The following is a 26,131-nucleotide window of genomic DNA, read 5'->3' on the forward strand; positions in this document are numbered from 1 at the left end:
TCACGGGGATACGGACGCGAAGGAGACGAGCCATGAGCGAGGCAGCCCGCACGACGATCGACCAGGCGGAAGTCGACCGGTTTTCGGCGATGGCCGCGGAATGGTGGGATCCGAACGGCAAGTTCCGGCCGTTGCACAAGTTCAATCCGGTCCGCCTCACCTATATCCGCGATCTCGTCTCCGCCCAGTTCGGCCGCGACCCGAAGGCGCATCGCCCGCTCGAAGGCTTGCGCATCCTCGACATCGGCTGCGGCGGCGGCCTGCTCTCCGAGCCGATGGCGCGCATGGGGGCGGAGGTGCTGGGCGCCGATGCTTCGGAAAAGAACATCGGCATTGCCAAGGCGCATGCGGCCGGCAGCGGTGTTCCCGTCGATTACCGCGCGGTGACGGCCGAAGCGCTGGCGGAAGCGGGCGAGACCTTCGATGTCGTGCTTAACATGGAAGTGGTCGAGCATGTCTCAGATGTCGAGTTCTTCCTCACCACCTGCGCCTCGATGGTGCGCCCCGGCGGCGTGATGTTCGTCGCCACGATCAACCGCACGATGAAGGCGGCCGCACTGGCGATCTTCGCCGCGGAAAACGTGCTGCGCTGGTTGCCGCGCGGCACGCATCAATATGAAAAGCTGGTGCGCCCGGAAGAGATCGAGAAGCCGCTCAATGCATCGGGGCTGACGGTGACGGACCGCACCGGCGTGTTCTTCAACCCGCTCACCAACCAGTGGAATCTCTCGAAGGACATGGACGTGAACTACATGATGGTCGCGCGGCGAGCGTCCGCCTGATCAGTTCGTTTCGTCGGGCAGGACGGGAAGGGGTGCCACTTCGACGCCCTCCTCCAGCAGGTCGCGCACCTCTTCGGCGGAGGCCCGGCCGATCAGGCCGCGCTGTTCGGTCTCGCCGTAGTGGATTTTCCGCGCTTCCTCGGGGAAGCGCTCGCCGACATCTTCCGAATTGGCGCGGATGGCGGTGACGATCTCGCGGAGCTTGCCCATCATCTCCTTCTGCCCGGCCTGCACGACGAGCTCCTGGCGGCGCTCCTTCTTGCGAGCGGTCGAGACGGAGGGCGCCATCAGGCGCTTGGCGACATGCGCCGAGCCGCAGGTCGGACAGGAGACGAGCGCCATCTTCTGCTGGCGGTCGAAATCGTCCGCCGAGCCGAACCACCCTTCGAAGGTGTGCCCGTTGTCACAGGAAAGCTCGTAGCGGATCAAGCGGCAACGCCTCCCTTCGCGGGTTCGCCTGCCACTTCGAGCGTGAAGGCGCGACCATTGCGCAGGTTAGGGATCTTCTGGTGCGCGGATTTGACGGCGGCGGGGTCGACCTCGGCGAGCACGATGGCCTCGCCCGTGCCGCCGGCAGAGGCGAGCACGCGGCCCCAGGGGTCGATGATCATCGAATGGCCGAAGGTCTCGCGGCCGTCCTCATGCACGCCGGCCTGGGCGGCTGCGATGATGTAGACGCCATTCTCTATGGCGCGGGCGCGCAGCAGCGTCTCCCAATGCGCTTCGCCCGTCTGGCGGGTAAAGGCGGCAGGGACGGAGATGATTTCCGCACCGGCCTGCGCCTGGATTTTGAAGAGTTCCGGAAAACGCACATCGTAGCAGATGGTGAAGCCGAGCTTGGCGAAGGGCAGGTCCGCCATGCGGGCGACGGCGCCCGGCGAATAGACCGCGCTTTCGCGCCAGCTCTCGCCATTGTCGAGGTCGACGTCGAACATGTGGATCTTGTCGTAGGTGCAGACCTGTGCGCCATCCGGGCCGAAGAGGAAGCCGCGATTGGCGACCTTGCCGTCGGCAAGGGCAATGGCCGTCGAGCCGACATGCACGTGGATGCTCAGTTCCTTTGCGAGTTCCGCCGCGGCGGCGACCACGAGGTCGTCGGCTTCGGACCGCAGGATCGCCCGGAGCCCCGCACGATCGCGCTGGAGGGCGCCGGTCATTTCGGGGGTCTGGACATAGACGGCGCCCTTGGCGGCCGCCTCGCGCACGAGGCGCCGCATCGTCTCCACGTTGCGGACGGGGTCGGTCCCGGAGCACATCTGGAGGGCGGCGATCGTGACGGTCATGGGTGTCTCCTCAGGCCGCCAGCAGGGCGTCGAGTTCGCCGGCGCGCTCCAGCGCCTGCAGGTCATCGCAGCCGCCGACATGGCGCTCGTTGATGAAGATCTGCGGGAAGGTGGTGCGGCCGTTGGCGCGCTTGATCATCTCCTGGCGCACATCCGGCGCATAGGTCGCGTCATGCTCTTCGAAGCTCACGCCCTTGGTCTCAAGAAGTTTCTTGGCGGCGCTGCAATAGCCGCAGAATTGACGCGTATAAATAACGACCGAAGCCATGCTTACCTGCTCCAAGACTTGGAAATTCGTCCTTTTCATATAGGTCCGGGAAGGGCCCTTGCAAAGGTCAAAACGGTAATGTCTGTGACACCGGCGCGCTTCAGCGTGCGGGTGACGGCGGCGACGGTGGCGCCGGTCGTATAGACATCGTCGATAAGCACGACGCGCCGACCGAACAGTGCCTCGCGGCCGGCCGGCGTCACGGAGAAGGCGCCGCGCACGTTTTCCTCGCGCGCCCGGGGGCCGAGCCCGATCTGGCGGCGGGTGCGTTTCGTGCGGCGCACGGCGTCGATCAGCACCGGTTTTTCCGAAAGCCGGCCAAGTGCGCGGGCAAGCTCCGCCGCCTGGTTGAACTTGCGCCAGATCAGGCGGAAGCGGTGCAGGGGAACGGGCAGGATGACGTCTGCCGCCTGCACCGTGCCGTCGCCGGCGCGCAGCATCCATTGCGCCATCATGGGGGCCAGATCCGTGCGGTCGCGATATTTCAGCGAATGCACGAGCACGCGGGCGAGGTCGTCATAGAGCGCCACAGAGCGCAGCCGATCGAAGGGCGGCGGGGTGGCGATGGCGTCGGCGCTGAGGATGCCGGGGCCGAGATCGTGGGTAAACGGCGTGCCGAGCACTTCGCAATAGGGGCGCTCGATGAAGCCGAGTTTCGACCAGCATTGCGGGCAGAGGCTGGCGCGGCTGCCGAGAAGCCTGTCGCAGCCGGGGCAGGCCGGCGGGTAGACGATGTCGAGGGCGGCACGGCCAAGGCCGCGCAGCCGGCGGGCAATGCCCTGCCGGAGCGGGATTGCCGGCAATGCCTCGGCCTCGATTTCGCCCATGCGGTTGACAATAGTCGGTCTTACCGGCCAAAGCGACATGAATTCCGAACGGGATCTTGCCATGGAAACTCTCTTCGACCACGCCCTGATCGACACCAACCGGCTGCGGGCGCTCCGCGGCACGCCGGCGGATTTCCTGCTCGACGTTGTGGCGCGGGAACTTGCGGAGCGCCTCAGCGTCATTGATCGCCGGTTCGAGCGGGCGGTCGAGCTGCATGGCCATACCGGTGCTAGTGCGCGGGCGATCATGGAAACGGGCAAGGTGGACGGCGTCGAGCGGATCGAAAGCGATACGCGGTTTGCTGCACCCGGCGAGGCGCTGACGGTGGCGCCGCTGGAAACGGTGCCACTGGACCCGCAATCGGTGAACCTGATTGTCTCGCCGCTTTCGCTGCACCTTACCAACGACACGCCGGGCGTCTTCGTGCAGATCCGCCGGGCGCTGAAGCCGGACGGGCTGTTCCTCGCGGCGATCCCCGGCAGCGGCACGCTGCAGGAATTGCGCGAGGTTCTGCTGGCGGCGGAAAGCGAGATTTCGGGTGGGGCGAGCCCGCGGGTCATTCCCTTCCCGGATGTGCGGGATGTCGGTGCGCTGCTCCAGCGCGGCGGTTTCGCGCTGCCGGTGACGGACAAGGAGGCCTATACGGTCCGCTACGATTCGATCTTTCCGCTGATGCGGGACCTGCGGGCGATGGGCATGGCCAATCCGCTTTCCGGCCGCAGCCGCCGGCCGCTGACACGCGGCATGCTGCTTCGCGCGGCGGAGCTTTATGCGGAGCGTTTTTCCGATCCGGACGGGCGCATCCGCGCGACCTTTTCGGTCATCTACGTCTCGGGCTGGGCGCCGCATGAAAGCCAGCAGAAGCCGCTGAAGCCGGGTTCGGCGACGATGCGGCTTGCCGATGCACTGAAGCAGGGTGGCGGGAGCTGATCCGGCCTATTTCGTTCCGGCGGAATCCACACTGTTCGTTATGGCGCCGAAAGTTTTTGCCAAGCCATCGGTGAAGGTTTCCAGGCCTGCCAGCAGGCCGAGCGAGATCAGCGCCAGCAACAGGCCGTATTCGACGGCGGTGGCGCCGTCGCGATCGGAGTAGAATGATTTCAGCAGTCTCAGCACCATTCCCACCCCCGTGTGTGTCCGGTTCAGCAGCCGTTGCCCTGGCCATTGCCATTGACGATGCAGACGGCGCCCGGCATTTCCTGAAGCACGCTGCGGCGCACGGTATAGCGCTTGCCGCCTTCCGACGGGATCGATCCCGTCGAGATCATATCGAATTCGTCCGGCACGTTTGCCATCATGCGCTTGTCGGTCTTCGCCGACAGCACGGGGGTAAGGACCAGCGCAAGCGCTATGACGGCCGTGCCGAACAGCAGAGCAAGGTTCAACGCACCGGTCCGGGTATCTCCGGCCGGCGTGTAATCCTTCTCCTGAACGGCTTTCCAGAAGTCTTCGTCACGCATCTCTGAGTCTCGTAGGCATTCATTGCAACGTTAAGCTCAATCTTTGAACGACGGTGCTAAACGATTGCTTAACGAGACGCGGAAAATGCAGGGTAAATTCCTGCCGAGAGGATCAAAGAAGGTCCATCAGGAAGGGGATGAGCGGTTCGTCGGCCGGCGGCATCGGATAATCGCGCAGCGCCTTCGCGCGCACCCATTTGATCGCCTGTACCTCGCGGCCATGCGCCGTGCCCTCGAAGCGGCGGCAGATGTAGAGCGGCATCAGCAGGTGGAAGTCGTCATAGGTGTGGCTGGCGAAGGTCAGCGGCGCAAGGCAGGCGACCTTCGTCTGGACGCCGAGCTCCTCGTCGAGCTCGCGGATCAGCGTCTCCTCGGGCGTCTCGCCCGGCTCGACCTTGCCGCCCGGAAACTCCCACAGGCCGGCAAGCGATTTGCCCTCCGGCCGCTGTGCCAGAAGGATGCGGCCATCGGCATCGACCAGCGCGCAGGCGGCGACGAGCAGGATGCGGCGGGGCTTTGCGATGGTCTCGGTCATGCCGCTTGCGGTCCCCGGTAGCTGTACTGGTAGACGTCGTGGAAGCCGGTACGGCGGTAGAGCGCGATTGCCGCCGCATTGTCGGCCTCGACCTGCACCCAGGCGTGGCGCGCGCCCTTGAGCTTCGCCCAGCGCAGGCTCGCATGCAGGATGGCGGTGCCGGTGCCCTGGCCGCGCCGTTCTTCCGCCACGCCGAGCTGGAGGATGCCGACGAGATCGTTGTCGTGCACGGCGATCGTCACCGCCGTCGGGCCGAAATCCGGCTCCTCGAAGATGAAGAGGCCGGTTTCCGGCTTGATGGCGTTGATGATCTCGGTGAGGCCGGGTTTCAGCGCCGGGTCGTCGCCGGCCACGCGGATGCGGGCATCGACGAAGCGGCCGACGTCACGGCTCGGCAGGTGGTCGAGGCCTTCGTCGCGGATCAGCGTGGCGAGGTCCGCCATCATGACGATGGTGCGGCCGTCCTCCACCCAGCCCGCCTCGTCCATGAAGGCGACGAGTTTCGGCGGGGTCAGCGGCGTCTGTCGCACCAGCAGCGGGCGGCCGTAGTCGGCAAAGCGCTTCGCCGCCTTCTGCAGGCGGATGTCAATGTCGCGCGTGTCGGACGGGTCGAGCGGGTTCACCGAATTCAGCCGGCGCGAGGGGTGGCCGGCGGTCAGGCGGCAAAGCCAGCTGCCGTCATAGATGACGGAGGCCGCGGGCCAGGCACGAAACCCGACGGCTTCCAGCCGCCGGACTTTGGGGAGATCGCTTGTCGTCGCTTGTCCGGAAGGGGTCACGCGCTCCGGGCCTCAGCTACGATAGTCGCCGTTGATCTCGACATATTCCTTGGTGAGGTCGCAGGTCCAGACCGTCGCCTTGCCATTGCCGAGGCCGATCTCCACGCGCACCGGAATATCCTGCTTCTCCATGACGGCGGTGGTCGCCTCTTCGGAATAGGCAGGATCGCGCTCGCCGTCGACGGCAACGCGCACGTCGCCGAACCAGATGGCGAGGCGGTCGCGGTCGGCCATCTCGCCGGATTTGCCGACGGCCATGACGATGCGGCCCCAGTTGGCGTCCTCGCCGGCCACCGCGGTCTTGACCAGCGGCGAATTGGCGATCGACAGCGCGATGCGCTTGGCGGCGTCGTCGTTTTCGGCGCCTTCGACGGTGACTTCCACCATCTTGCGCGCACCTTCACCGTCGCGCACGACCTGGAGAGCCAGGTCACGCAGGAGGTCGTTGAGGGCCGCGCGGAAATCGTCGAGCGTGGCATCGTCCGCCGTCACCGGCGCCTGGCCTTCGGCCGCGCCGGTGGCGAAAAGCATCAGGGTGTCGGAGGTCGAGGTGTCGCTGTCGACCGTGACGGAATTGAAGGTCGGGCCGACGCCGGCAGAGAGCAGCGATTGCAGCACCGGGGAAGGGATGTTCGCATCGGTGACGACGAAGGAAAGCATGGTCGCCATATCGGGCGCGATCATGCCGGCGCCCTTGGCGATGCCGTTGATGCGGACCGTGACGCCGCCGAGGTCCGCGGTGCGGGTCGCGACCTTCGGATAGGTATCCGTCGTCATGATCGCCTTGGCGGCTTCGAACCAGAAGTCTTCCGTGGCGGAGGTCCCGAGGCTGTCGAGCACGCCGGAGAATTTGGTGGCGTCGAGCGGTTCGCCGATGACGCCGGTCGAGGCGAGGAAGACCTCGCTTTCACTGCAACCGATGGCCTTGGCGGCGGCTTCTGCCGTCATTTTGGTCGATTCGCGGCCCTTGCGGCCGGTGAAGGCGTTCGCATTGCCGGAATTGACGACCACGGCGCGGGCGACGCCGCCCGGCAGATTGGCGCGGCAGAAATCGACCGGGGCCGAGGGGCATTTGGAGCGGGTGAAGACGCCGGCGACCGCCGCGGGGCGATCGAAGATCATCATCAGCACGTCGGTGCGGTTCTTGTATTTGATCCCGGCGGCGGCGGTCGCCATGCGCACGCCACCGACCGGCGGCATTTCGGCATAGGTTTTCGGGGCGAGCGGGGAGATGGAACCGGACATGCTGTTTTCCTGCCTCAAGAAGAGGCCCGGCGAAAAAAGCCGGGCCATTGTCGATCTTACTGCTGGCCTTCGGTTGCCGGCGCTGCTTCGCCTTCGCCTGCTGCTTCCGGCTTGTTGACCGCGTCATAGGCGGTCTTCAGCGCCGGGTCCTGGATGTCGACGGGGGCCGCGGCCTTCGCCTTTTCCAGAAGTGCCAGATACTTGTCGCGCATGACGAGCTGACGAACCTGGGCTTCGACCTGGTCGAGCGCCGGGGGCTGCTGCTGGCGCTTGTCTTCGATCTTGATGACGTGGAAGCCGAACTGGGTCTTTACCGGAACCTTGGAATAGGCGCCCTTTTCCAGCGCGAAGGCGGCCGTTTCGAATTCCGGAACCATGCGGCCCTTGGCGAAATAGCCGAGGTCGCCGCCTTCGGATTTATTCGGGTCGGTCGACTTCGCCTTGGCGATCTCGACGAAATCCTTGCCGGCATCGAGCTCGGCGATCACGGCCTTGGCCTCGTCCTCGGTCTTGACCAGGATGTGGCGGGCGCGGATCTCGTCTTCCGGCGTAATCGCGGCGACTTCCTTGTCGTAGCGCGCCTTCACCTCTTCCGGGGTGACGGCATCGACGACGTGCTTTTTGAAATAGGCGTTGTGAAGTTCGCGATCGGTGAGGAAGGCAAGGCGCTGCTTGAAGTCGGCGTCGTTCTGGAGGCCTTCCTTGTCGGCGTCTGCCGCCAGCAGCTTCACATCGATGATCGAGGAGAGGGCTGCGACGCGCTTCTGCTCGTCCGGCAGGTTGGCGAGCTGCGGGTCGAGGCCGGCGATCGCGAGCTTCAGCTCCGATTCGTGGATCTCGAGCGCGCCGACCTTGGCGACGACCTGATCGGCCGCCGCATCCTGTGCGCGGACGCTGGTGCTTGCGGCGGCAATCGCGATAAGGGCGACTGCTGCGAGCTTGCTGTACTTGAACATTTCGAAGAGACCTTTCACATCCTCGCCGGAATCGGGCCGATATCCGGTGCCAGTCGGCTCAACACCACCAGAATGTGGCAGTTGTGCAACCGCCTGAGCCGTTGACATCATTCGACCCCCCTCTTATCTGTCACGCAATCCCGCGTCCAGAACAGTTTCCGGGCGTCTCAAGGCTTTGCGCGCAAATATCGTGCGACCTGTCACGCGCCGGGCGCCCATGAAGAAAGGACCATCCTGATGGTCAGCCTCGGCGGCATAGCCCGCAAGTTGTTCGGTTCCTCGAACGATCGCCGCATCCGCTCCTACAAGCCCCGCGTTGACGCCATCAATGCGCTCGAACCGGAGATGAAGGCGCTCTCCGACGAGGCGCTGCGGGCAAAGACCGTGGAATTCCGCGAGCAGCTTGCCGCGGGCAAGACACTCGACGACCTGCTGGTGCCGGCCTTCGCGGTCGCCCGCGAGGCGGCGTTGCGCGTCCTGGGGCTGCGCCCCTTCGACGTCCAGCTCGTCGGCGGCATGATCCTGCATGAAAAATCGATCGCCGAAATGAAGACCGGCGAAGGCAAGACGCTGGTGGCGACGCTGCCCGTCTACCTCAACGCGCTCGCCGGCAAGGGCGTGCATGTCGTCACCGTCAACGACTATCTCGCTACGCGCGACAGCGCGATGATGGGCAAGATCTACGGCTTCCTGGGCCTTTCGACCGGCGTCATCATGCACGGCCTCGACGACGACCAGCGCCGCGCCGCCTATGGCAGCGATATTACCTACGCCACCAACAACGAACTCGGCTTCGATTATCTGCGCGACAACATGAAGTACGAGCGCAGCCAGATGGTGCAGCGCGGCCACTTCTTCGCGATCGTCGACGAAGTCGACTCGATCCTCGTCGACGAGGCGCGCACGCCGCTGATCATCTCCGGTCCGCTTGACGACCGCTCCGATCTCTACACGACGATCGACGCCTTCATCCCGATGCTGGACGAGGCGGATTACGAAATCGACGAGAAGCAGCGCTCCGCCAACTTCTCCGAAGTCGGCACGGAAAAGCTCGAAAACCTGCTGCGCCAGGCCGGGCTTCTCAAGGGCGAATCGCTCTATGACGTCGAGAACGTCGCGATCGTTCACCACATCAACAACGCGCTGAAGGCCCACAAGCTCTTCACCCGCGACAAGGATTACATCGTCCGCAACGACGAGATCGTCATCATCGACGAATTCACCGGCCGCATGATGCCTGGCCGCCGCTATTCGGAAGGCCAGCACCAGGCGCTCGAAGCCAAGGAAAAGGTGACGATCCAGCCGGAAAACCAGACGCTGGCCTCGATCACTTTCCAGAATTATTTCCGCATGTATTCCAAGCTCGGCGGCATGACGGGTACGGCTTCGACGGAAGCCGAGGAATTCGGCAACATCTACGGCCTGGACGTCGTGGAAGTGCCCACCAACCTGCCGATCAAGCGCCTCGACGAGGACGACGAGGTCTACCGGACCGTCGAGGAGAAGTACAAGGCGATCATCCAGGAGATCAAGGATGCGCGTGAGAAGGGCCAGCCGGTCCTCGTCGGCACGACCTCGATCGAGAAGTCGGAATATCTTGCTGAACGCCTCAAGATGGCGGGTTTCCAGGATTTCCAGGTGCTGAACGCCCGCTACCACGAGCAGGAAGCCTATATCGTCAGCCAAGCCGGCGTTCCCGGTGCCGTGACGATCGCCACCAACATGGCCGGCCGCGGCACCGACATCCAGCTCGGCGGCAACCTCGAAATGCGCCTGGAGCGCGATCTGGCCGAGATGGAGCCGGGTCCGGAGCGCGATGCCAAGCGCGAGGCGATCATCGCCGAGGTGAAGAAACTGAAGGAGCAGGCGCTTGCCGGCGGCGGCCTTTACGTGCTTGCGACCGAGCGCCACGAAAGCCGCCGCATCGATAACCAGTTGCGCGGCCGTTCCGGCCGTCAGGGGGACCCGGGCCGCTCGAAGTTCTTCCTGTCGCTGCAGGACGACCTGATGCGCATCTTCGGCTCCGAGCGCATGGATTCCATGCTGCAGAAGTTGGGTCTCAAGGAGGGCGAGGCGATCGTCCATCCCTGGATCAACAAGGCGCTGGAGCGGGCGCAGAAGAAGGTCGAGGCGCGCAACTTCGACATCCGCAAGAATCTGCTGAAATACGACGACGTGCTGAACGACCAGCGCAAGGTGATCTTCGAGCAGCGCATCGAGCTGATGGACAGCGAAAGCCTGTCGGACATCGTCGCCGACATGCGCCACGAAGTGGTGGAAAACCTCGTTCGCCTGAACATTCCGGAAAACGCCTATGCGGAGCAGTGGAACGTCGCGGGCCTGAAGGCCGGCGTGCTCGAGCAGCTCAATCTCGACCTGCCGATCGACGCCTGGGCGGCCGAGGAAGGCATCGACGAGAAGGACATTCTGGAGCGCCTGAAGACGACCGTCGACGAGGCCGCGCAGGCCCGCGCCGACCGTTTCGGCCCGGAAATCATGACCTATGTCGAGCGCTCTGTGCTGCTCCAGACGCTGGACCTTCTCTGGCGCGAGCATATCGTCAACCTCGACCACCTGCGTTCCGTCATCGGCTTCCGTGGTTATGCCCAGCGTGATCCGTTGCAGGAATACAAGGCGGAAGCCTTCGAACTTTTCCAGGCGCTGCTGGCGAACCTGCGCCAGACGGTGACCGCGCAGCTGATGCGCGTCGAACTGGTGCGCCAGGCCGCCGACGGGCCCGCACCGGCCCTGCCGGAAATGGAAGGCCACCACATCGACGGCACGACCGGCGAGGACGATTTCGGCGAAGGCAATGGCGGCGGCTTCATGGCCGTTGCCGTCGCACCGGAAAACCGCGATCCGAACGATCCGGCGACCTGGGGCCGCGTCTCGCGTAACGAGGCCTGCCCCTGCGGCTCGGGCAAGAAATACAAACATTGCCACGGCGCCTTCGAACAGGCCTGATGAACCCAGAAAATGCCGCCTCCGGGCGGCATTTTGCTGACAGGTTCCCCCCACCCGCGACGTCATCCTCGGCCCTGAGCCGAGGATCCACCGGCGTGCCCGGAGCATGGATGGTCGGGTCAGGCCCGACCATGACGGAGGAGAGATTCGGCGGGCTGTTCTTTTAGCCCTGCCGGCGGCTCTTCATGGCCCGACCCAACCGTTTGTTAACCCTGATCTGACAAGACTGGCCTTTGTATAGTCTCGCGTAGCGTTCGGGTTCCTGTGTTGATGGCGGTCATTCAATCGGCGGAAAAGTTGCTGCCATCCGGCCTGCGCGGCAAGGCGGAGCCGCTCGTGCGCGCGCTTACCGCCACGCTCGCAAGCGACGACCCCCGCAATCTCGCCCAGCGCATGGCGCTGATCGCCTTCGCCATCCGCGTCGTCAGCGCGGCCATCGCCTTCATTTCGCAGATCATTCTTGCCCGCGTGATGGGCGAGTTTGAATATGGCATCTTCGTTTTCGTCTGGGCGCTCGTCGTCATTTTCGGCGATCTCTCCTGTCTTGGAATCCACACGACGATCGTGCGCTTCCTGCCGGGTTATGCCGGGCGTAGCGCCCATGCAGAAATCCGCGGCCTCACCTCGACCGCGCGCATCTTCGCCATGCTGACATCGTCGGGGCTGGCAGCCGTCGGCCTCCTCTGCCTCTGGCTCTTCCACGAATCCTTTGCCGGCTACTATCTCGTGCCGCTGTTCATCGGCTTGTTCTGCATGCCGATGATCGCGCTCGGCGATGTGCTCGAGAGCACGGCGCGCGCACACAGCTGGGCGGTCGTGGCCTTGAGCCCGACCTATATCGTGCGCCCGCTGCTGATCCTCGTCTTCATGATGCTCGCCATCTCGATGGACGCGCCGCATACGGCGCTGACGGCGATCGTCGCGGCGCTTGCCGCCACCTATCTCACCACGGTCGTGCAGTTCTTCAACATCGTGCGCCGGTTGGGAAAACGCTATGTCGCGGGGCCGCGCAAGATCGAGTTCTCGCTGTGGATCAAGGCCGCGCTGCCGATCTTCCTGATCGAGGGCTTCGGCTTCATGCTGACCAATTCCGACGTGCTCGTCGTCGGCCTGTTCCTCGATCCGGAAAGCGTCGCCATCTATTTTGCCGCCGCCAAGACGATGGCGCTGGTGCATTTCGTGTTCTTCTCGGTGAAGGCGGCCGCCGCACCGCGCTTTTCCGCGATGTTTTCCGCCGGCGACCGCGTGGCGCTCGCGCGTTTTGCCGGCGAGACCGTGCGCTGGAGCTTCTGGCCGTCGCTCGTCGTCGGCGGCAGCGTGCTGCTGGTCGGGCATTTCCTGCTGTCGCTGTTCGGCCCGGCCTTCACGGCGGGCTACAGCCTGATGTTCATCCTGTTCGTCGGCATTCTCGCCAAGGCGCTCGTCGGGCCGGGCGAGGTGCTGCTCACCATGTCCGGCGAACAAAAACTGTGCGTCGCCGTCTATGCGATGGCGCTCACCGCCAACATCGTTTTCAACGTCACGCTCATTCCGCTTTACGGCCTTACGGGCGCTGCGATCGCCACCACCAGCGCCATGATCGTCGAGGCGGTGCTGCTGCACCTGGCGGTGCGCACGAAACTTTCCATCATTCTCTTCGCCTTCGCCAATCCGGTGAAGGCGAGCCTCGTCAACGGGATGGACCGCCATGACCGATAGCCACGGCTTCGACCACGCCATTGCGGCCGGACGCGCCCAGGCCGCCATCCCGCCGGCCCCGCCGATGGCGCAGCCGCCGGCGGACAAACGCGTTGCCGTCGGCCGTCCGGGCCGCTCGCTGGCACTTTATCCCGCGACCGCGGGCTACGAGCTGCAGCAGGAGCTCGATTTCCTGTCGAACCGCGTCATGGAACCGAACGTCTTCTTCACCGGCCGGTTTCTGGCACCCGCCATGCCGCGCCTGGAAGACCGTACGGTGCGCCTTTCGGTCATCCGCGACGAGAGCAACGGGCGCAGCCGTATGCGCTTTCTGATGCCGTTCTCGGTCGAAAAGCCCGGCTTCTCCATCGGCTCCAGCATTTTGCGCGCCTGGTCCAATCCTTTCGGGCCGCTCGGCACGCCGCTCGTCGATGCGGAGGAGGCGGCCGAAACGCTGGACAACCTGCTGGACGCGCTCGGCAGCGCAGGCACCGGCCTGCCGCCGATCCTCGTCCTGCCGGACTTGCGCCTCAACGGCGCTTTTGCGCAGCTGATGCGCGCTGTGGCAATCGGTCGCAACCTGCCCGTCACGGTCACCGACACCTATCGCCGCCCGATGCTGGAAAGCCTGCTCGACGGCCAGACCTATTTGCAGAAGGCGATCTCGCCCGAGCATTTTCGCGAATTGCGCCGGCAATGGCGCAAGCTCGACCAGCAGGGTGCGCTCAGCTACAACGTCGCCCGCCAACCCGCCGACATAAGACTGCGCATGGAGGAATTCCTGCTGCTCGAAGCCGCCGGCTGGAAGGGCCGCGGCCGCACCGCGATGATCAACGACCGCTACCGCGCCGCCTTCGCCCGCGAGGCGATCACCAACCTAGCCGAGACCGACGGCGTGCGCATCCACACGCTCGACCTCGACGGCCGCGCCATCGCCTCGATGATCGTCTTCATGACGGGTGGCGAGGCCTATACGTGGAAGACGGCCTATGACGAGGAATTCTCGAAATATTCGCCGGGCAAGCTGCTTGTCGCAGAACTCACCGAATGGCATCTCGACGACGCCAATATCGCACGCTCGGATTCCTGCGCGGTGCCGGACCATCCGGTGATGAGCCGGTTCTGGGAAGAGCGCGAGGACATGGGCACGCTCGTCGTCGGCCTGCAACAGAACCGCGACCGCGACGTGCGCCAGGTCGCAGCCCAGCTCCACCTCTACCGCAACACGCGCAACGTGGCGCGGCTGCTGCGCGACAAGATCCGGTCGCTGGCTAAGCGCTAAAGCAATTCCAGCAAAAGTGTGAAGCGGTTTTGCGTCCGGAATTGCGCAAATAGTTTAAGCGGCGAACGACGTTTCTTCGGCGGCGCGCTTGCGCAGCAGGTGGCGGATGACTTTTCCCGAGGTCGTTAGCGGCAGGCTGTCGACGAACTCCACCTCGCGCGGATATTCGTGCATGGAGAGCCGCGATTTTACCCATTCGCGGATATCGGCGGCAAGCTCCTCGGAGGGTGCCTGGCCCGGCCGCAGCACCACATAGGCCTTGACGATCTCGGTGCGCAGCTCGTCCGGCTTGCCGACGGCGGCGGCGAGTTGCACGGCCGGGTGGCCGGCAAGGCAATCCTCGATCTCGCTCGGCCCGATGCGGTAGCCCGACGAGGTGATGACGTCGTCGTCGCGGCCGAAGAAGGTGACGTATCCCTCTGCATCCATGCGGCCGAGATCGCCGGTCGTCATCCAGTCGCCGATGAATTTTTCCGCCGTCGCCTTGTCGTTCCGCCAATAGCCGAGGAACATCACCGGGTCAGGCCGCTTCACCGCGACCTGGCCAACGGTGCCGCGCGGCACTTCCCGGCCATCCGCATCGATGATTGCGACGACATGGCCCGGCACCGGCTTGCCGATCGGTCCCGGGCGCGAGACGCCGAGCTTGCCGATCGAGCCAAGCACGATGTTGCACTCGGTCTGGCCGTAGAATTCGTTGATGGTGATGCCGAGCGTATCGCGCACCCATTCCCACGTCTCGCGGCCGAGCGATTCGCCCGCCGAACCGATGGTACGCAGGTTCAGCCGGTATTTTTCGCGCGGATTGGCGACCGATTTCATCAATCTCAGCGCCGTCGGCGGGATGAAGGCGTTGCGCACGTCCATGTCCTGCATGATGCGGTAGGCCATGTCGGGATCGAATTTCTGGCCGGGCGAGGAGACGACCGGCACGCCGAGCAGCAGCGCCGGCATGAGCACGTTGAGAAGCCCGCCCGCCCAGGCCCAGTCGGACGGCGTCCAGATGCGGTCTCCCGGTTGCGGCAGGAATTCATGATGCATCTGGAAGCCCGGCACATGGCCGAGCAGCACGCGGTGGCCGTGCAGCGCGCCCTTCGGCGGGCCGGTCGTGCCGGAGGTATAGATCATCATCGCCGGATCGTCCGGACCGCTGTCGACGGCCTCGAACGGGCCGGCATGCCGGGCGACGAGATCGTGGAAGGATTTTTCCGCAGGATCGGTCACCGGGTCGGTGGTCACCACCAGCTCCAGCGTCGGAAGCTCCTGGCGGATCGGCCGAAGGCGCTCGGCGCCGAACCGGTTGGTGACGATCGCTTTGGCCTCGGCATTCTTCAGGCGGAAGAGCAGGGCATCCGCACCGAACAGCAGCGCCAGCGGCAACGCGATGGCGCCGAGCTTGTAGATCGCGACATGGGCGATGACCGTCTCGAAACCCTGCGGCAGCAGGATGCCGACGCGGTCGCCCTTGCCTACCCCTTCGGCCGCAAGCGCCGCCGCAAAGGCATCCGAGCGGGCGGCGAGTTCGCCATAGGTAAGTGCCAGCGGCGGGGCGTCGGGTAGGAAATGCTGGAGGCAGACGCGGTCCGGCTCGCGCGCCGCCCAGGCGTTGGAGACCGCGGTGCCGATGTTGAACCGTTCGGGGATCTTCCAGCGAAAATCCCGGTACAGCGCATCATAGGTCGATCTCTCGGCGAGCATCCGGCGTCACTCCAGTTTGCTGCATTGCACCTAGCATTCCGGAGGGGCCGCCGGCAATGGCGGCTTTTTGTAGGGCTCAGAGCCAGGAAAGGCGGCTGTCCACCTCCGTGACGTCCTTCAGCGAGGCCGCGATCGCGCTCGCCCGCTCCGCCTCCGCGGCGGAGCCGACGCTGCCGGTGAGGATGATGCGCGTGCCTTTGCACGTCACCCTGACGTCGGAGGCGTCCACGTCGCCGGCCAGCGAAAGCGCATCCGCCACCGCAGCCTCCAGCCAGGCGGGGTGCGGGCCATCGAAATGTTCGGGCGGTTCGCCCTTGAAGGTGCCTTCCTTGAAGACCATGGCGCGCGCTCCTCTATGGCGGGTTCGGTGGACAACGCTGAAAGATCGGATTTGTTCATGGCGGTTTAAGGGATGGTTAGGGGTGCTTCGATGTCGGACAGCTCTGTGCCGAAACGGCGGTTGCCGGGCCTAAGCGCCCGCGTTAAGCATCGGCATCTCCAGCGAGGACGTGTTTATGAGTTATATCAATATTAGCGGTTTCACATCGAAATCCGGCGCCAATTTCAGCAAGTTCGTTTCGGAAAAATTGCATGACGTTCTAGATTACGAGCACGAAAAGGTAACATCGACCTCGCTGAAATTCTCCAATGATGCAAAGAATTACATGGCGATCGGCGGTTCGAAGCTGAAATACACCTTCGACGACAAGGAAGTCTCCGGCATTACATCGGGAACGATCACGTCTTTCAAGGCTATATCCGAAGGTCAGGCGCTGCTCGACATCACGAAACTTTCGCTCGCCGGCAAAAAACTCTCCAATGCGCTCGACAGCGGCAGCACAAAGACCTTCCTCGACACGCTTCTCTCCGGCAGCGACGTGATCAAGGCCACCAAATATGCCGATACGTTCTGGGGCGGGGCCGGCAACGACACGCTCTACGGCTATGCCGGCAACGACCGTCTGGAAGGCGGCGCGGGCGCCGACAAGCTTTATGGCGGCACGGGTGCGGATACGTTCGTTTTCCGTTCGGTGAAGGATTCGACCGTTGCCGCGGGCGGGCGTGACACGATCGTCGATTTCAGCCAGACGGAAAAGGACAGGATCGACCTCAAGGCGATCGACGCCGATGCGACGCTCGCCAAGAACCAGGCGTTCAGCTTCATCGCAGACAAGGCCTTTTCCAAGGATGCGGGCGAGCTGCGCTACGAGAAGAAGGGCGGGGATACCTTTGTCCACGGCGACGTCGATGGCGACGGCAAGGCCGATTTCTCGATCCGCCTCGATGCGTCGATCGATTTCACAAAGGCCGATTTCATTCTCTGAAAACCCCAGGATGGTTGAGACCCAAGAGCGTGCACATCGCTCTCGGGTCCCCCTCACAACCGCATCCGGGGGTGTCTGCAGTTGCAGCCGTAAAATGCGGCTGTGCAAAATTTGTTCCCGCTAAAATGCAGGTTTTTTAAGCGAGGGGTTTTCGGCCGGGGTCGTGCGCTGACCTAAAGCGTGCTCTGGATGAAATGATGCACATTTCGCACGGTCCGCGACGTGTAAGCGCCGTGGTTCTGCGTGAAGTCCCATGCCATGGCGCAAACCACCGTAACGATGATGATCAGATAATTCATGGACGCCCACGCAGCTGGTTGGCCCTTGACGGCAGACGGAGCTGAAGTCGCTGATAGTCGAAGCTGAGCTTGGACTATGCGTGGGAGGGTGAACCTGGGTCGGGGCGGAGTCCAGGTAATTTTAAGATTTGCTAATTAAGTGATGAACGAGCCGTTAGTGCGCGCCACTACGTGCACCAAAAAGGCAAACGGCATGACGCCTACGGGGTCCATTCGTGATTAGGGGTTGGCGAGGAAGTCCAGCCGCTCTTTCTCGCCCTGGAACAATTGCCAGGAGCCGCGTTGCACGAAAGCGGGCTTGGCGAAGGTGCCGAACGCCACGTCGTGCTCGGAATCGAGCCAGCAGTAGAAGAGAGCGGTTTGATCGGCATACCAGATCGGCCTGCCCGTCGAGCGGGCATTTTCGACAATCCTCTGGAGGTAGGCGCCGATCCGATTTGCGAAGCGAAGCGCGCCGGGCGTTTGCCGCGCCATGAACGAACAGGCCGTCACCGATTCCCATGGAAGCCTGTTCAGGGTGCGTGCCTTGTCGAGCACCTTCGTGCTCAAGAGGACGTCAAGATGGGCGTGCTCACTCTCCATCTGCCGCAAATCGCGGGCCACATGGCCATCCACGTCGCCGACGAACACAGACCGGTAAAGTTGAAGGTATCGGGCCAGATGGATGTAGCGCGCGCTGGCATAATATCCCCGCTTCTGGCGCACCTCGAGGCCTGACAGATCGGTATGATCGATCGTAAAGCCGAAGCTGACAGGCACGCCCCATGAGCTGATCGCCTCGCGAGGATCGAAGCCCACGCAATGGAAGTGCAAGCCGTTCGTCGGGTTCGTCTGCGCATAACGTCTTGCGACGAGCAGGGCATATTTTTCGAAGTAGGTGCGGTCGAGGGAGAGCAATGTGACATGCTCGGCCGCCGACGGGCTCACCTCGATATCGTGTTCGGGAACGATCGTGCCCGCGTAGTCGGTTTCGACGAGCACGCTGGATATGCCGGCAAACGGCTCAATGAACTTGAGATCGCCGACCGACACGAACGAAGAGCGGGCATGGACGGCGTTTCCCGTCGCATGGGCCGACATGGCCTCGAAGGCGGCGAGATGTCTCTCGGCGCCCGGCCAGCCGGCTCGCAAAAACGCCGTCGTTTCCTTGGCATCGATGGCAAAACCGTCGCGCTCTTTGCCCGCCATCAGGCGATCGCGTTGAGAGCGATAGAAGGCAAGGAAGATCAGGTCGGCGACGTGCAGGGGAAGATGACGGAGCCGGCCGCGCAAACCCTCCGCGGTCGACCGAATCCGGGGCCAATCTTTTTGCGAGAAGAGGAACCAGAAGAATTCCGTCAATGCTTCATCGGAAAGATCGCCGGAAACGGCGCGTGCGGCATTCTCGCTCAAATACCGCTGGAGCGCCGGCATATGGACCGCCCGACGGGCTGCCGCGCCGAATTTCAGGATCTGCTGTTCGAATGACAGCGCGCTATCCAGGGTCGCATCCACCTCGACGGGCAAGTCGACATTGGAATAACACCGCGTCAGTTCTCCCAACTCTTGATTGATCACGTTGAAGCCCGTTCGATTGCAAGTCCTTGCCGTTTCATCTGCCTCATGCGGATAGTTTCGGCAAGGCCCGGGCGATAACCCGGCCTTGGCTAGCCCGTTGATTTGCCCGAAGGCTAGGATGGAACCGGAAACAAAGTGCCTAAAAAAGCTTTGAGATTTTGGTGCCCCATGCCGGAATCGAACCAGCACTCCTTTCGGAACTCGATTTTGAGTCGAGCGCGTCTACCAGTTCCGCCAATGGGGCACGGCACTTGTGAGCCATCGCCGTTTACACGAAGCTTTCGCGGGCGGCAACCGGCAAATCCGGGGGCGGGCATGATCACTTATCCGTGCGGGTGATTTACAACGGCGCGCCGCCTGATAGAACTCGGCGCCGTTCCGCCGGCACCCCCGCCGGCCCGATTGGACGATCCTGATGACTGCATCCCTCGACCTTTCCCGCAAGACATCCGCAGGCCTCCTGACGCTCGGCATGGCGGCGACCGTCGGCGTCGCGCTCGCCTTCGAGCATATCGGCGGCTACATTCCCTGCGCGCTCTGCCTGTTGCAGCGCGATCCCTATTATTACGGCATTCCGGTCGCGGTCGCGGCGCTGCTTTCGGCCCTCTTTGGCGGTCCGGCCTGGCTGACGCGGCTGCTGTTGGCGATTGCCGGCATCATCATGCTGGTCGGTGCGGGCATGGGCGTCTACCACGCGGGCGTCGAATGGGGTTTCTGGGAAGGGCCTGCGACCTGCGCGACGACAGCGCAGGGGGTTACGCAGAATGCCGGCGACCTGCTGTCCGATCTCAACACCAAACACGGCCCCTCCTGCACGGAGGCGTCGTTCCGCCTGCTCGGCCTGTCCTTTGCCGGCTGGAATGTGATCGCGAGCGTCATCCTCGCCGCAATCGCCTTTTCGGGCGCGCGGTCCGCGAAAGCCTGAGATGCCGCAACCCTTCGTGTCACGCATGTCGCTGACGTGAAACGGCCTTGCCGTTCACGCAGCCTGCGTCAGGGTTGCAGTTCGACGTCCCAGTAGAGATAGTCCATCCAGCTTTCATGCAGATAGTTGGGTGGAAACAGTCGCCCGTTGTTGTGCAGATCCTGAACCGTCGGCTGATAGGGCTTCTGATGCGGGAGCATGCCCGCCTGCTTCGGCAGCTTGCTGCCTTTTCTCAAATTGCATGGGGAGCAGGCGGCGACCACGTTGCACCAGGTCGTCTCGCCGCCATGGGCGCGCGGGATGACATGGTCGAAGGTCAGGTCGTCCGGCGACCCGCAGTACTGGCATTCGAACCTGTCGCGCAGGAACACGTTGAACCGGGTGAAGGCCGGGTGGCGTGAAGGCTGCACGTATGTCTTCAGGCACACGACGCTCGGCAGGCGCATCGTGAAGCTCGGGGAGGAAACCGAATGGTCGTATTCGGCGATGATGTTTACGCGGTCTAGAAACACAGCCTTGATCGCGTCCTGCCACGACCAGAGCGACAAGGGATAATAACTCAGCGGCCTGTAGTCAGCATTCAATACAAGGGCTGGCAGGGCCTGTGGTGAAACAGAAATCGTCAAGGGCTTCTCCTGATCGATTCGGCATCTGCCCTTCTATATTAGGCCCGTTGTTACAGCATTGTGAAGCCGGAAAGGAAAAGCGAAAACAACGTATTTCGCGAGCCTCAGCCTTCGAGCACCGGGACGGCCTCGCGGCGCATCTCGCGCGAATAATAAGCCCAGAAAAGCCGGGCCGAAACGCCGCGCCAGGGCGACCAGCTTTCGGCGATCCGGTCGAGTTCCTGCGGCCCCGGACGCACGGCGAGGCCGAAGGCATGCGCGACGGCATTTTGCAGCGCGATGTCGCCGGAGGGGAAGATATCCGGGTGGCCGCCGCAAAACAGCAGGTACACATCCGCCGTCCAGCGGCCGATGCCCTTGATCGCGGTCAGCTTGCGGGTCGCGGCCGTCGCCTCCATGTGACAGATCGCATCGAGATCGAGTTCGCCGCGGTCAACGGCGTCGGCGGCGCGGCGCAGCGTCTCGGCCTTGGCGCGCGACAGGCCGATGGCGCGGCAATCCTCATCGGACAGGGCGAGAATGTGATGGGGCGTGATGTCGCTTGCCGCTTCCTCCAGCCGGCGCCAGATCGCATCCGCACTGGCGCGCGACACCATCTGCGCGACGATGATGCCGGCAAGGCCGCGATAGCCCGGCGCCAGCCGCCGCAGCGGCACGGGGCCGGCCTTGTCGATGACGGTGAAAAGGCGCGCGTCCAACAGCGCGAGGTCGACGAGACCCGCCGCGACATCCGCCTCCGTCCTGATCATGTGCAACTGCATTTTTTCAAGCGGCCCTGATGCCGTAGTGACGCGACACGCCTCTTCGTGCCAGAAGACCTCATGCCAAGTGCTTTGTCAAAAAATCGTGTCTTTCGTTTTGCGCCGAGCCCGAACGGCCTCCTGCATCTCGGCCATGCGCTGTCGGCGATCCTCAACCACGACCTTGCCGCAGCCTGCGGTGGCCGATTCCTGCTGCGCATGGAAGACATCGATCCCGCCCGCTCGCGGCCCGAATTCGAAGCCGCGATCTACCGCGATCTCGCCTGGCTCGGGCTCGGCTGGGAAAAGCCGGTGCGCCGCCAGTCGGAGCATGTCGCCTTCTATGGCGAGGCGCTGGAGCGGCTGAAGGCGATGGGCGTGCTCTATCCGGGTTTCCTGAGCCGTGGCGAGGTGAAGGCGCGGGTTTTGGCACACGAGGCAGCGGGCGGCACCTGGCCGCGTGACCCGGACGGCGCGGCGCTCTACCCGACCGAGGAGCGCGTGCTCGACCGGGATCAGGCGCTCGCCTGGATCGCGGCCGGGCGGCAGCATGCCTGGCGGCTCGACATGGAGAAGGCGCGGGCGCTGGCGCCTGCCGTCCTCGACTGGTCGGAGGCGGGCGAGGGGCCGGAGGGGGAGACCGGCATCGTGGCGGCGAAGCCGGAGCGCTGGGGAGACGTCATCCTGTCGCGGCCGGATGCGCCGGCGAGCTATCATCTCGCCGTGGTGCTGGACGATGCGGCGCAGGGCATTACCGACGTGGTGCGCGGGCAGGATCTGTTTCACACGACGGCCGTGCATCGCCTGCTGCAAAGCCTGCTCGGCCTGCCGGCGCCCGCCTATCGCCACCATGGGCTCGTGCCGGGGCCGGATGGGCGAAAACTGTCCAAAAGCAACCAGGATACGGGGATTGCGGCCTATCGCGAAAAGGGCGTGTCACCGTCCGGCATTCGCGCCCTGCTCGCGGGCTATGGCTTCGTCTTCCATTGAGGGGTCGTCCTCGGCCTGCGGTTTCTTCACGCCGCGCACCTTGTCGAGGATCAGGTGTTTCACCCGGTATTTCATCAGGGCCGCATTGATTTCCGCGCCGATGATGAAGATCGCGCCGACGATGTAGAGGAAGACGAGCGCGATCATGATCGAGGCGAGGCCGGCATAGGTCGAGACGTAATTGGCGAAGGTGGCGAGATAGGAGGCGAAGATATAGGCCCCGACGCCCCAGGCGATCAGCGTGAGCAGGATGCCGGGCAGCACGTCGGCGATCTTGCGTCGGCCGGCCGGCAGCCAGAGATGGGCGATCAGCAGGCCGACCAGCAGCACGAGCACCGTGCCGAAGAGGCCCCAGCTCTCCACCCAGGAATAGATGTAGGTGAGCCACGGCAGCCAGTCGCCCGTGGCCCGCACCGCAAGGGGGGCGGCAACGAGCACGATGCTGATGACGGCCAGCGCCAGCACGCCCGCGATGACGAAGCCGAGGCTGGCGAGGCGGGTGACGTACCAGTAGCGAGTCTCGGCGACGCGATAGGCGCGGTTGAGCGAGACGCGCAGCGCCTCCACGCCGTTCGAGGCGAAATAGGCGGCGGCGAGCACGGAGACTGTCAGCAGCCCGCCGCGCGGGATGGTGAGAACGGCGACGACCTCGCGCGAGATGGGGGCGGCGATCGATTCCGGCCAGGTGTCGAAGATCAGATGCACGGCGGTTTCGGCGAACTGGTCGGCACCGAGGAAGGAGCCGAGCGCGGTGCCGAAGATCAGGAAGGGGAAGATTGCGAGCAGCGTCGACAGCGCGACGTGGCTTGCCATCGCCCAGCCGTCGTCCTCGGAAAAGTGCCAGATCGCGTCGAAGACGACCTTGTAGGCAAGGCGGATGACGGTTGGCATAAGCAATGTCCAGTCCCTTTGCGACCGTCGCCGGTCTCTCATTGTCTGCGCGGGCATGGCCCGTAAATCAGAATCGATTTAAGGGCTTATGCCCGGTTCAACGTTCTACGGCGACCTTTGTGCCTCCTGGATGACAGACAGAGGTTGCTGGAATGGTGAATATGGGAAACCCAGGCAGATTTGTACAGGAAACCGCCATGTCTTCTCCAACAGCGCCTCATCTGCCGAGCATCATCGTCACCGGCTGCTCCTCCGGCATCGGTGCCCATTGTGCCCGCGCGCTGAAGGCGGAGGGCTGGCGCGTCTTCGCGACGGTGCGCCGCGAGGAGGATCTCGCGAGCCTCGAAGCGGATGGCATCGAGGCGCTGCTGATGGATTATACCAAGCCGGAGACGATGGCGGCGCTGGTCGAGACGGTGCTGGCGCGCACCGGCGGGCGGCTCGATGCGCTGTTCAACAACGGCGCCTATGGGCAGGCCGGGGCCGTCGAGGACCTGCCGGTCGAGGCGTTGCGCCTGCAATTCGAGACGAATGTTTTTGGCTGGCACGACCTGACGCGGCAGGTGATCCCCACGATGCGCAAACAGGGGTCCGGGCGCATCGTGCAGTGCTCGTCGATCCTCGGCATCGTGCCCTATCGCTGGCGCGGCGCCTACAATGCCTCGAAATTCGCGCTGGAAGCGCTGTCGCTGACACTGCGCATGGAGCTTGCCGACTCCGGCGTGCATGTCAGCCTCATCGAGCCGGGGCCGATCGCCTCGCGCTTCACCGCCAATGCGCTGACCCATATCGAGCGCAACATCGATCTGGAAAACTCGGTGCATGCGGAGGAATATCGCCGGCAGCTGCAACGATTGCGCGGCGAAGCGAAGCCCGCGCGCGGAAAACTCGGGCCGGAGGCGGTGCATGCCGTGCTGCGCCACGCGCTGACGGCCAAGGCGCCGCGGCCGCACTATGTCGTGACGACGCCGGCCAAGCAGGGCGCGCTTCTGAAGAAGCTGCTGCCGGCGGCGCTGTTCTACCGCATCATCGGCAAACTCGGCTGACGCGGCGCGGCGTCGCAGGCCTTCGTCGTCAAATCGCGTGCTATTTCGCCCAAATGCCCTATTTGAATAGGGCTGACAGAAATCAAATCGGATCGTTGGCATGTCTTCCTTTCTCACCTTCATGACCCTGCTCGTCATGGGCCTCGTGGTCATCGTGCTCGTGCGCGGTCTTGCCAACATGGCCAAGGGCGGCAACGGCAATACCTCGAACAAGCTGATGCAGGCGCGCGTGCTCTTGCAGGCGATCGCCATCGTGCTCATCATGCTGACCCTGTGGATCACGGGCGGCGGGCGCGGATGATGGTGAAGCTCAACAAGATTTACACCCGAACGGGCGATGACGGCACGACCGGCCTTGTGGCCGGCCCGCGCCGCAAGAAGCATGACCTGCGCGTCGAATCCTATGGCGAGGTCGACGAGGCGAATTCCTGCATCGGCGTCGTCCGCCAGCACCTCGCCGGTCATCCGGCGCTCGATCAGATGCTGATGCGCATCCAGAACGACCTTTTCGATCTCGGTGCCGACCTCGCCACGCCCGATACCGGCAAGAAGCTGGAATACGAGCCGCTGCGCATCGTGCAGGCGCAGGTCGACCGGCTGGAGAGCGAAATCGACACGCTCAATGCGGATCTCGAGCCGCTGCGCTCCTTCGTGCTGCCGGGCGGCACGGCGGCAGCGGCGGCCCTGCATGTGGCGCGCACCGTCGCGCGCCGGGCGGAACGGCGGATCGTGGCGCTTCAGGATAGCGGGGAAACCGTCTCGACCGCGGCCGCCGCCTATATCAACCGGCTGTCCGATTTTCTCTTCGTCGCCGCCCGCTGGGTCAACGACAAGGGCAGCACGGACATATTGTGGGTTCCGGGGCAGAACAGATAAGGTCGTCGCCAGCAGCTTAGCAAAAGTGCGCAGCCATCCTTTGGGGAAGGGGATCCATGTTCATACCGCTGCACGACGCCAACGCCCTGAAATACATCAAGGTGCAATATGTCACGATCAGCCTGATCGTGATCAATGTCGTCGTCTGGCTGGTGACGGGCCTCGCCTCGACGCAGGACTTCAACGATGCGGCGGTGGTCGGCCTCGGATACATTCCTGCGGTCGTCTTCGATTTCGCCGACCTGGAGCCGAGCCTCGTGCTGGTGCCGGAGGATGCGACCTACATCACCTACGCCTTCCTGCACGGCGATTTCATGCATCTCGCCTCGAACATGATTTTCCTCTGGGTGTTCGGCGACAATGTCGAGGATGCGCTCGGCCATGTCCGCTTCCTCATTTTCTACCTGCTGTGCGCGGCGGCCGGCGCGCTGGTGCATGGCCTCGTGCAGATGAATTCGGAGGCGCCGCTGATCGGCGCCTCGGGCGCGATTTCCGGCGTGGTGGCGGCCTATTTCCTGCTGCATCCAAAGGTGCGCGTCTGGGTCCTGGTGTTCTTCCGCATTCCCCTGCCGCTGCCGGCGGTCATTCCGCTCGCCTTCTGGATCGCCCAGCAATTCTACATGCTGGTGGTCGATGGCGACAGCGGCGTCTCCTGGGGCGCCCATGTCGGCGGCATTCTTGCAGGCGCGGTTCTCGTCTTTGTCATGCGCCGGCGGGGCGTGCCGCTGTTCGACCGCACGATTGTCACGCCGAAGGCCGTCCGGCATGTCGAAGCGACGCCGGTTCCGGCCGAAGAGACGGCGTCCGGCCCCTCCGTGCCGCCCACCCATTGGGGGCGATGATGGCGTCTCGCGGGGAAAATTGACGTGAACGTAAAGGTAATTTATAACGCCTGCGTTTTCGCGCGAGGAGGGTCCGTGGCGCATTGTATTTGGGGAAAAAACGCGTATCGATGTCGCCAACCGACAATCAGGGCGCCTTTGAAAGGCGCATTTTCCCTCGCGGGCATATGAAGGAAGGAAGCCATGAAGATCTTGGTCCCTGTAAAGCGGGTCGTTGATTACAACGTCAAAATTCGCGTGAAGGCGGATGGCTCGGG

At 63.9% G+C, this 26,131-nt stretch carries 28 protein-coding genes, 1 tRNA gene and 1 pseudogene; 13 read left to right on the top strand and 17 right to left on the bottom strand.

Annotated elements, in window-relative coordinates; all coding sequences use genetic code 11:
• The first annotated feature begins 32 nt into the window (after positions 1-32).
• Positions 33-782: a bifunctional 2-polyprenyl-6-hydroxyphenol methylase/3-demethylubiquinol 3-O-methyltransferase UbiG gene (gene ubiG, locus AC1Q6Z_RS18415; RefSeq protein WP_256119396.1), complete on the top strand. Its 750-nt coding sequence runs from the start codon at positions 33-35 to the stop codon at positions 780-782.
• On the opposite strand, the gene AC1Q6Z_RS18420 is transcribed toward ubiG, so the two are convergent.
• From AC1Q6Z_RS18420 to AC1Q6Z_RS18435, 4 genes are read right to left on the bottom strand one after another with little or no spacing between them, the layout of a single operon-like run.
• Positions 783-1,211 (bottom strand): DUF1178 family protein, encoded by a 429-nt coding sequence (locus AC1Q6Z_RS18420; RefSeq protein ID WP_435268245.1) that lies wholly within the window; start codon positions 1,209-1,211, stop codon positions 783-785.
• A complete protein-coding gene (locus AC1Q6Z_RS18425; RefSeq protein WP_492648806.1) occupies positions 1,208-2,065 on the bottom strand; it encodes a carbon-nitrogen hydrolase family protein in 858 nt (285 codons plus the stop codon). Before AC1Q6Z_RS18425 ends, AC1Q6Z_RS18420 begins: the two co-directional genes overlap by 4 nt.
• A gap of 10 nt (positions 2,066-2,075) precedes the next feature.
• Complete coding sequence (grxC, locus tag AC1Q6Z_RS18430; RefSeq protein ID WP_256119393.1) at positions 2,076-2,333, bottom strand: glutaredoxin 3; 258 nt, start codon at positions 2,331-2,333, stop codon at positions 2,076-2,078.
• A gap of 35 nt (positions 2,334-2,368) precedes the next feature.
• Positions 2,369-3,160: a ComF family protein gene (locus tag AC1Q6Z_RS18435; protein WP_492648826.1), complete on the bottom strand. Its 792-nt coding sequence runs from the start codon at positions 3,158-3,160 to the stop codon at positions 2,369-2,371.
• A gap of 61 nt (positions 3,161-3,221) precedes the next feature.
• Between AC1Q6Z_RS18435 and AC1Q6Z_RS18440 the strand changes: the two genes are divergently transcribed.
• Positions 3,222-4,091, top strand: coding sequence for a methyltransferase domain-containing protein (locus AC1Q6Z_RS18440; protein ID WP_492648807.1), 870 nt, complete (start codon positions 3,222-3,224; stop codon positions 4,089-4,091).
• A gap of 6 nt (positions 4,092-4,097) precedes the next feature.
• On the opposite strand, the gene AC1Q6Z_RS18445 is transcribed toward AC1Q6Z_RS18440, so the two are convergent.
• From AC1Q6Z_RS18445 to AC1Q6Z_RS18470, 6 genes are all read right to left on the bottom strand, one after another.
• On the bottom strand, positions 4,098-4,280 hold the full coding sequence (locus AC1Q6Z_RS18445) for a Flp family type IVb pilin (protein ID WP_256119391.1): 183 nt from the start codon (positions 4,278-4,280) through the stop codon (positions 4,098-4,100).
• A 23-nt stretch (positions 4,281-4,303) separates the two neighbouring features.
• The gene (locus AC1Q6Z_RS18450; RefSeq protein WP_256119390.1) at positions 4,304-4,621 is read right to left on the bottom strand and encodes a hypothetical protein; all 318 of its coding nucleotides are present in this window, start codon (positions 4,619-4,621) and stop codon (positions 4,304-4,306) included.
• 112 nt (positions 4,622-4,733) lie between these two features.
• On the bottom strand, positions 4,734-5,156 hold the full coding sequence (gene mutT, locus AC1Q6Z_RS18455; protein ID WP_492648808.1) for an 8-oxo-dGTP diphosphatase MutT: 423 nt from the start codon (positions 5,154-5,156) through the stop codon (positions 4,734-4,736).
• A complete protein-coding gene (locus AC1Q6Z_RS18460; protein WP_492648809.1) occupies positions 5,153-5,935 on the bottom strand; it encodes a GNAT family N-acetyltransferase in 783 nt (260 codons plus the stop codon). Before AC1Q6Z_RS18460 ends, mutT begins: the two co-directional genes overlap by 4 nt.
• Positions 5,936-5,947: 12 nt before the next feature.
• Positions 5,948-7,180 carry a bifunctional glutamate N-acetyltransferase/amino-acid acetyltransferase ArgJ gene (gene argJ / locus AC1Q6Z_RS18465; RefSeq protein WP_439631847.1) on the bottom strand — a complete coding sequence of 411 codons (1,233 nt, stop codon included), beginning with the start codon at positions 7,178-7,180 and terminating at the stop codon, positions 5,948-5,950.
• 56 nt (positions 7,181-7,236) lie between these two features.
• Complete coding sequence (locus AC1Q6Z_RS18470) at positions 7,237-8,136, bottom strand: peptidylprolyl isomerase (RefSeq protein ID WP_492648827.1); 900 nt, start codon at positions 8,134-8,136, stop codon at positions 7,237-7,239.
• Between the two features lie 237 nt (positions 8,137-8,373).
• On the opposite strand from AC1Q6Z_RS18470, the gene secA reads away from it, so the two are divergent.
• The 3 genes from secA to AC1Q6Z_RS18485 all read left to right on the top strand — a co-directional run bounded on the left by secA (position 8,374) and on the right by AC1Q6Z_RS18485 (position 14,059).
• Entirely contained in the window at positions 8,374-11,100 is a 2,727-nt protein-coding gene (secA, locus tag AC1Q6Z_RS18475; protein WP_256119386.1) for a preprotein translocase subunit SecA, read from the top strand.
• A gap of 270 nt (positions 11,101-11,370) precedes the next feature.
• Positions 11,371-12,798 carry a lipopolysaccharide biosynthesis protein gene (locus tag AC1Q6Z_RS18480; protein WP_492648810.1) on the top strand — a complete coding sequence of 476 codons (1,428 nt, stop codon included), beginning with the start codon at positions 11,371-11,373 and terminating at the stop codon, positions 12,796-12,798.
• Entirely contained in the window at positions 12,788-14,059 is a 1,272-nt protein-coding gene (locus AC1Q6Z_RS18485; protein ID WP_256119384.1) for a GNAT family N-acetyltransferase, read from the top strand. The genes AC1Q6Z_RS18480 and AC1Q6Z_RS18485 overlap by 11 nt, the downstream gene beginning before the upstream one ends.
• Positions 14,060-14,113: 54 nt before the next feature.
• On the opposite strand, the gene AC1Q6Z_RS18490 is transcribed toward AC1Q6Z_RS18485, so the two are convergent.
• Together AC1Q6Z_RS18490 and AC1Q6Z_RS18495 are read right to left on the bottom strand one after the other, a co-directional pair.
• Positions 14,114-15,757 carry an AMP-binding protein gene (locus AC1Q6Z_RS18490; protein ID WP_435268235.1) on the bottom strand — a complete coding sequence of 548 codons (1,644 nt, stop codon included), beginning with the start codon at positions 15,755-15,757 and terminating at the stop codon, positions 14,114-14,116.
• Positions 15,758-15,833: 76 nt separating this feature from the next.
• Complete coding sequence (locus AC1Q6Z_RS18495; protein WP_435268234.1) at positions 15,834-16,097, bottom strand: BON domain-containing protein; 264 nt, start codon at positions 16,095-16,097, stop codon at positions 15,834-15,836.
• A gap of 175 nt (positions 16,098-16,272) precedes the next feature.
• On the opposite strand from AC1Q6Z_RS18495, the gene AC1Q6Z_RS18500 reads away from it, so the two are divergent.
• Positions 16,273-17,082: a M10 family metallopeptidase C-terminal domain-containing protein gene (locus AC1Q6Z_RS18500; RefSeq protein WP_435268233.1), complete on the top strand. Its 810-nt coding sequence runs from the start codon at positions 16,273-16,275 to the stop codon at positions 17,080-17,082.
• 518 nt (positions 17,083-17,600) lie between these two features.
• On the opposite strand, the gene AC1Q6Z_RS18505 is transcribed toward AC1Q6Z_RS18500, so the two are convergent.
• Both AC1Q6Z_RS18505 and AC1Q6Z_RS18510 read right to left on the bottom strand, forming a co-directional pair.
• On the bottom strand, positions 17,601-19,127 hold the full coding sequence (locus AC1Q6Z_RS18505; RefSeq protein ID WP_492648811.1) for a hypothetical protein: 1,527 nt from the start codon (positions 19,125-19,127) through the stop codon (positions 17,601-17,603).
• A tRNA-Leu gene (locus tag AC1Q6Z_RS18510) sits at positions 19,098-19,182 on the bottom strand. The genes AC1Q6Z_RS18505 and AC1Q6Z_RS18510 overlap by 30 nt, the downstream gene beginning before the upstream one ends.
• Before the next feature lie 171 nt (positions 19,183-19,353).
• On the opposite strand from AC1Q6Z_RS18510, the gene AC1Q6Z_RS18515 reads away from it, so the two are divergent.
• Positions 19,354-19,863, top strand: a complete 510-nt coding sequence (locus AC1Q6Z_RS18515; protein WP_492648812.1) for a disulfide bond formation protein B — start codon at positions 19,354-19,356, stop codon at positions 19,861-19,863.
• Between the two features lie 68 nt (positions 19,864-19,931).
• Here the strand turns inward: AC1Q6Z_RS18515 and AC1Q6Z_RS18520 are convergent, their stop codons facing one another.
• Positions 19,932-20,489, bottom strand: coding sequence for an HNH endonuclease (locus AC1Q6Z_RS18520; protein WP_256119377.1), 558 nt, complete (start codon positions 20,487-20,489; stop codon positions 19,932-19,934).
• A 104-nt stretch (positions 20,490-20,593) separates the two neighbouring features.
• Entirely contained in the window at positions 20,594-21,244 is a 651-nt protein-coding gene (locus AC1Q6Z_RS18525; protein WP_435268381.1) for a DNA-3-methyladenine glycosylase family protein, read from the bottom strand.
• A gap of 66 nt (positions 21,245-21,310) precedes the next feature.
• On the opposite strand from AC1Q6Z_RS18525, the gene gluQRS reads away from it, so the two are divergent.
• Positions 21,311-22,219 (top strand): tRNA glutamyl-Q(34) synthetase GluQRS, encoded by a 909-nt coding sequence (gene gluQRS, locus AC1Q6Z_RS18530; RefSeq protein ID WP_492648813.1) that lies wholly within the window; start codon positions 21,311-21,313, stop codon positions 22,217-22,219.
• Here the strand turns inward: gluQRS and AC1Q6Z_RS18535 are convergent.
• The gene (locus AC1Q6Z_RS18535) at positions 22,166-23,110 is read right to left on the bottom strand and encodes a YihY/virulence factor BrkB family protein (RefSeq protein WP_256119374.1); all 945 of its coding nucleotides are present in this window, start codon (positions 23,108-23,110) and stop codon (positions 22,166-22,168) included. The genes gluQRS and AC1Q6Z_RS18535 overlap by 54 nt on opposite strands.
• Positions 23,111-23,307: 197 nt before the next feature.
• Between AC1Q6Z_RS18535 and AC1Q6Z_RS18540 the strand changes: the two genes are divergently transcribed.
• The 5 genes and pseudogenes from AC1Q6Z_RS18540 to AC1Q6Z_RS18560 form a co-directional block, all read left to right on the top strand.
• Positions 23,308-24,156 carry an SDR family oxidoreductase gene (locus tag AC1Q6Z_RS18540; protein WP_492648814.1) on the top strand — a complete coding sequence of 283 codons (849 nt, stop codon included), beginning with the start codon at positions 23,308-23,310 and terminating at the stop codon, positions 24,154-24,156.
• 100 nt (positions 24,157-24,256) lie between these two features.
• A complete protein-coding gene (locus AC1Q6Z_RS18545) occupies positions 24,257-24,457 on the top strand; it encodes a twin transmembrane helix small protein (protein ID WP_256119372.1) in 201 nt (66 codons plus the stop codon).
• Complete coding sequence (locus tag AC1Q6Z_RS18550; RefSeq protein ID WP_492648828.1) at positions 24,457-25,032, top strand: cob(I)yrinic acid a,c-diamide adenosyltransferase; 576 nt, start codon at positions 24,457-24,459, stop codon at positions 25,030-25,032. Before AC1Q6Z_RS18545 ends, AC1Q6Z_RS18550 begins: the two co-directional genes overlap by 1 nt.
• Positions 25,033-25,088: 56 nt before the next feature.
• Complete coding sequence (locus tag AC1Q6Z_RS18555) at positions 25,089-25,874, top strand: rhomboid family intramembrane serine protease (protein WP_492648815.1); 786 nt, start codon at positions 25,089-25,091, stop codon at positions 25,872-25,874.
• Positions 25,875-26,057: 183 nt separating this feature from the next.
• Positions 26,058-26,131: pseudogene (locus tag AC1Q6Z_RS18560) on the top strand (electron transfer flavoprotein subunit beta/FixA family protein); the annotation flags it as partial.

The sequence above is a fragment of the Shinella sp. GW835-FHT14H05 genome (assembly GCF_058793575.1).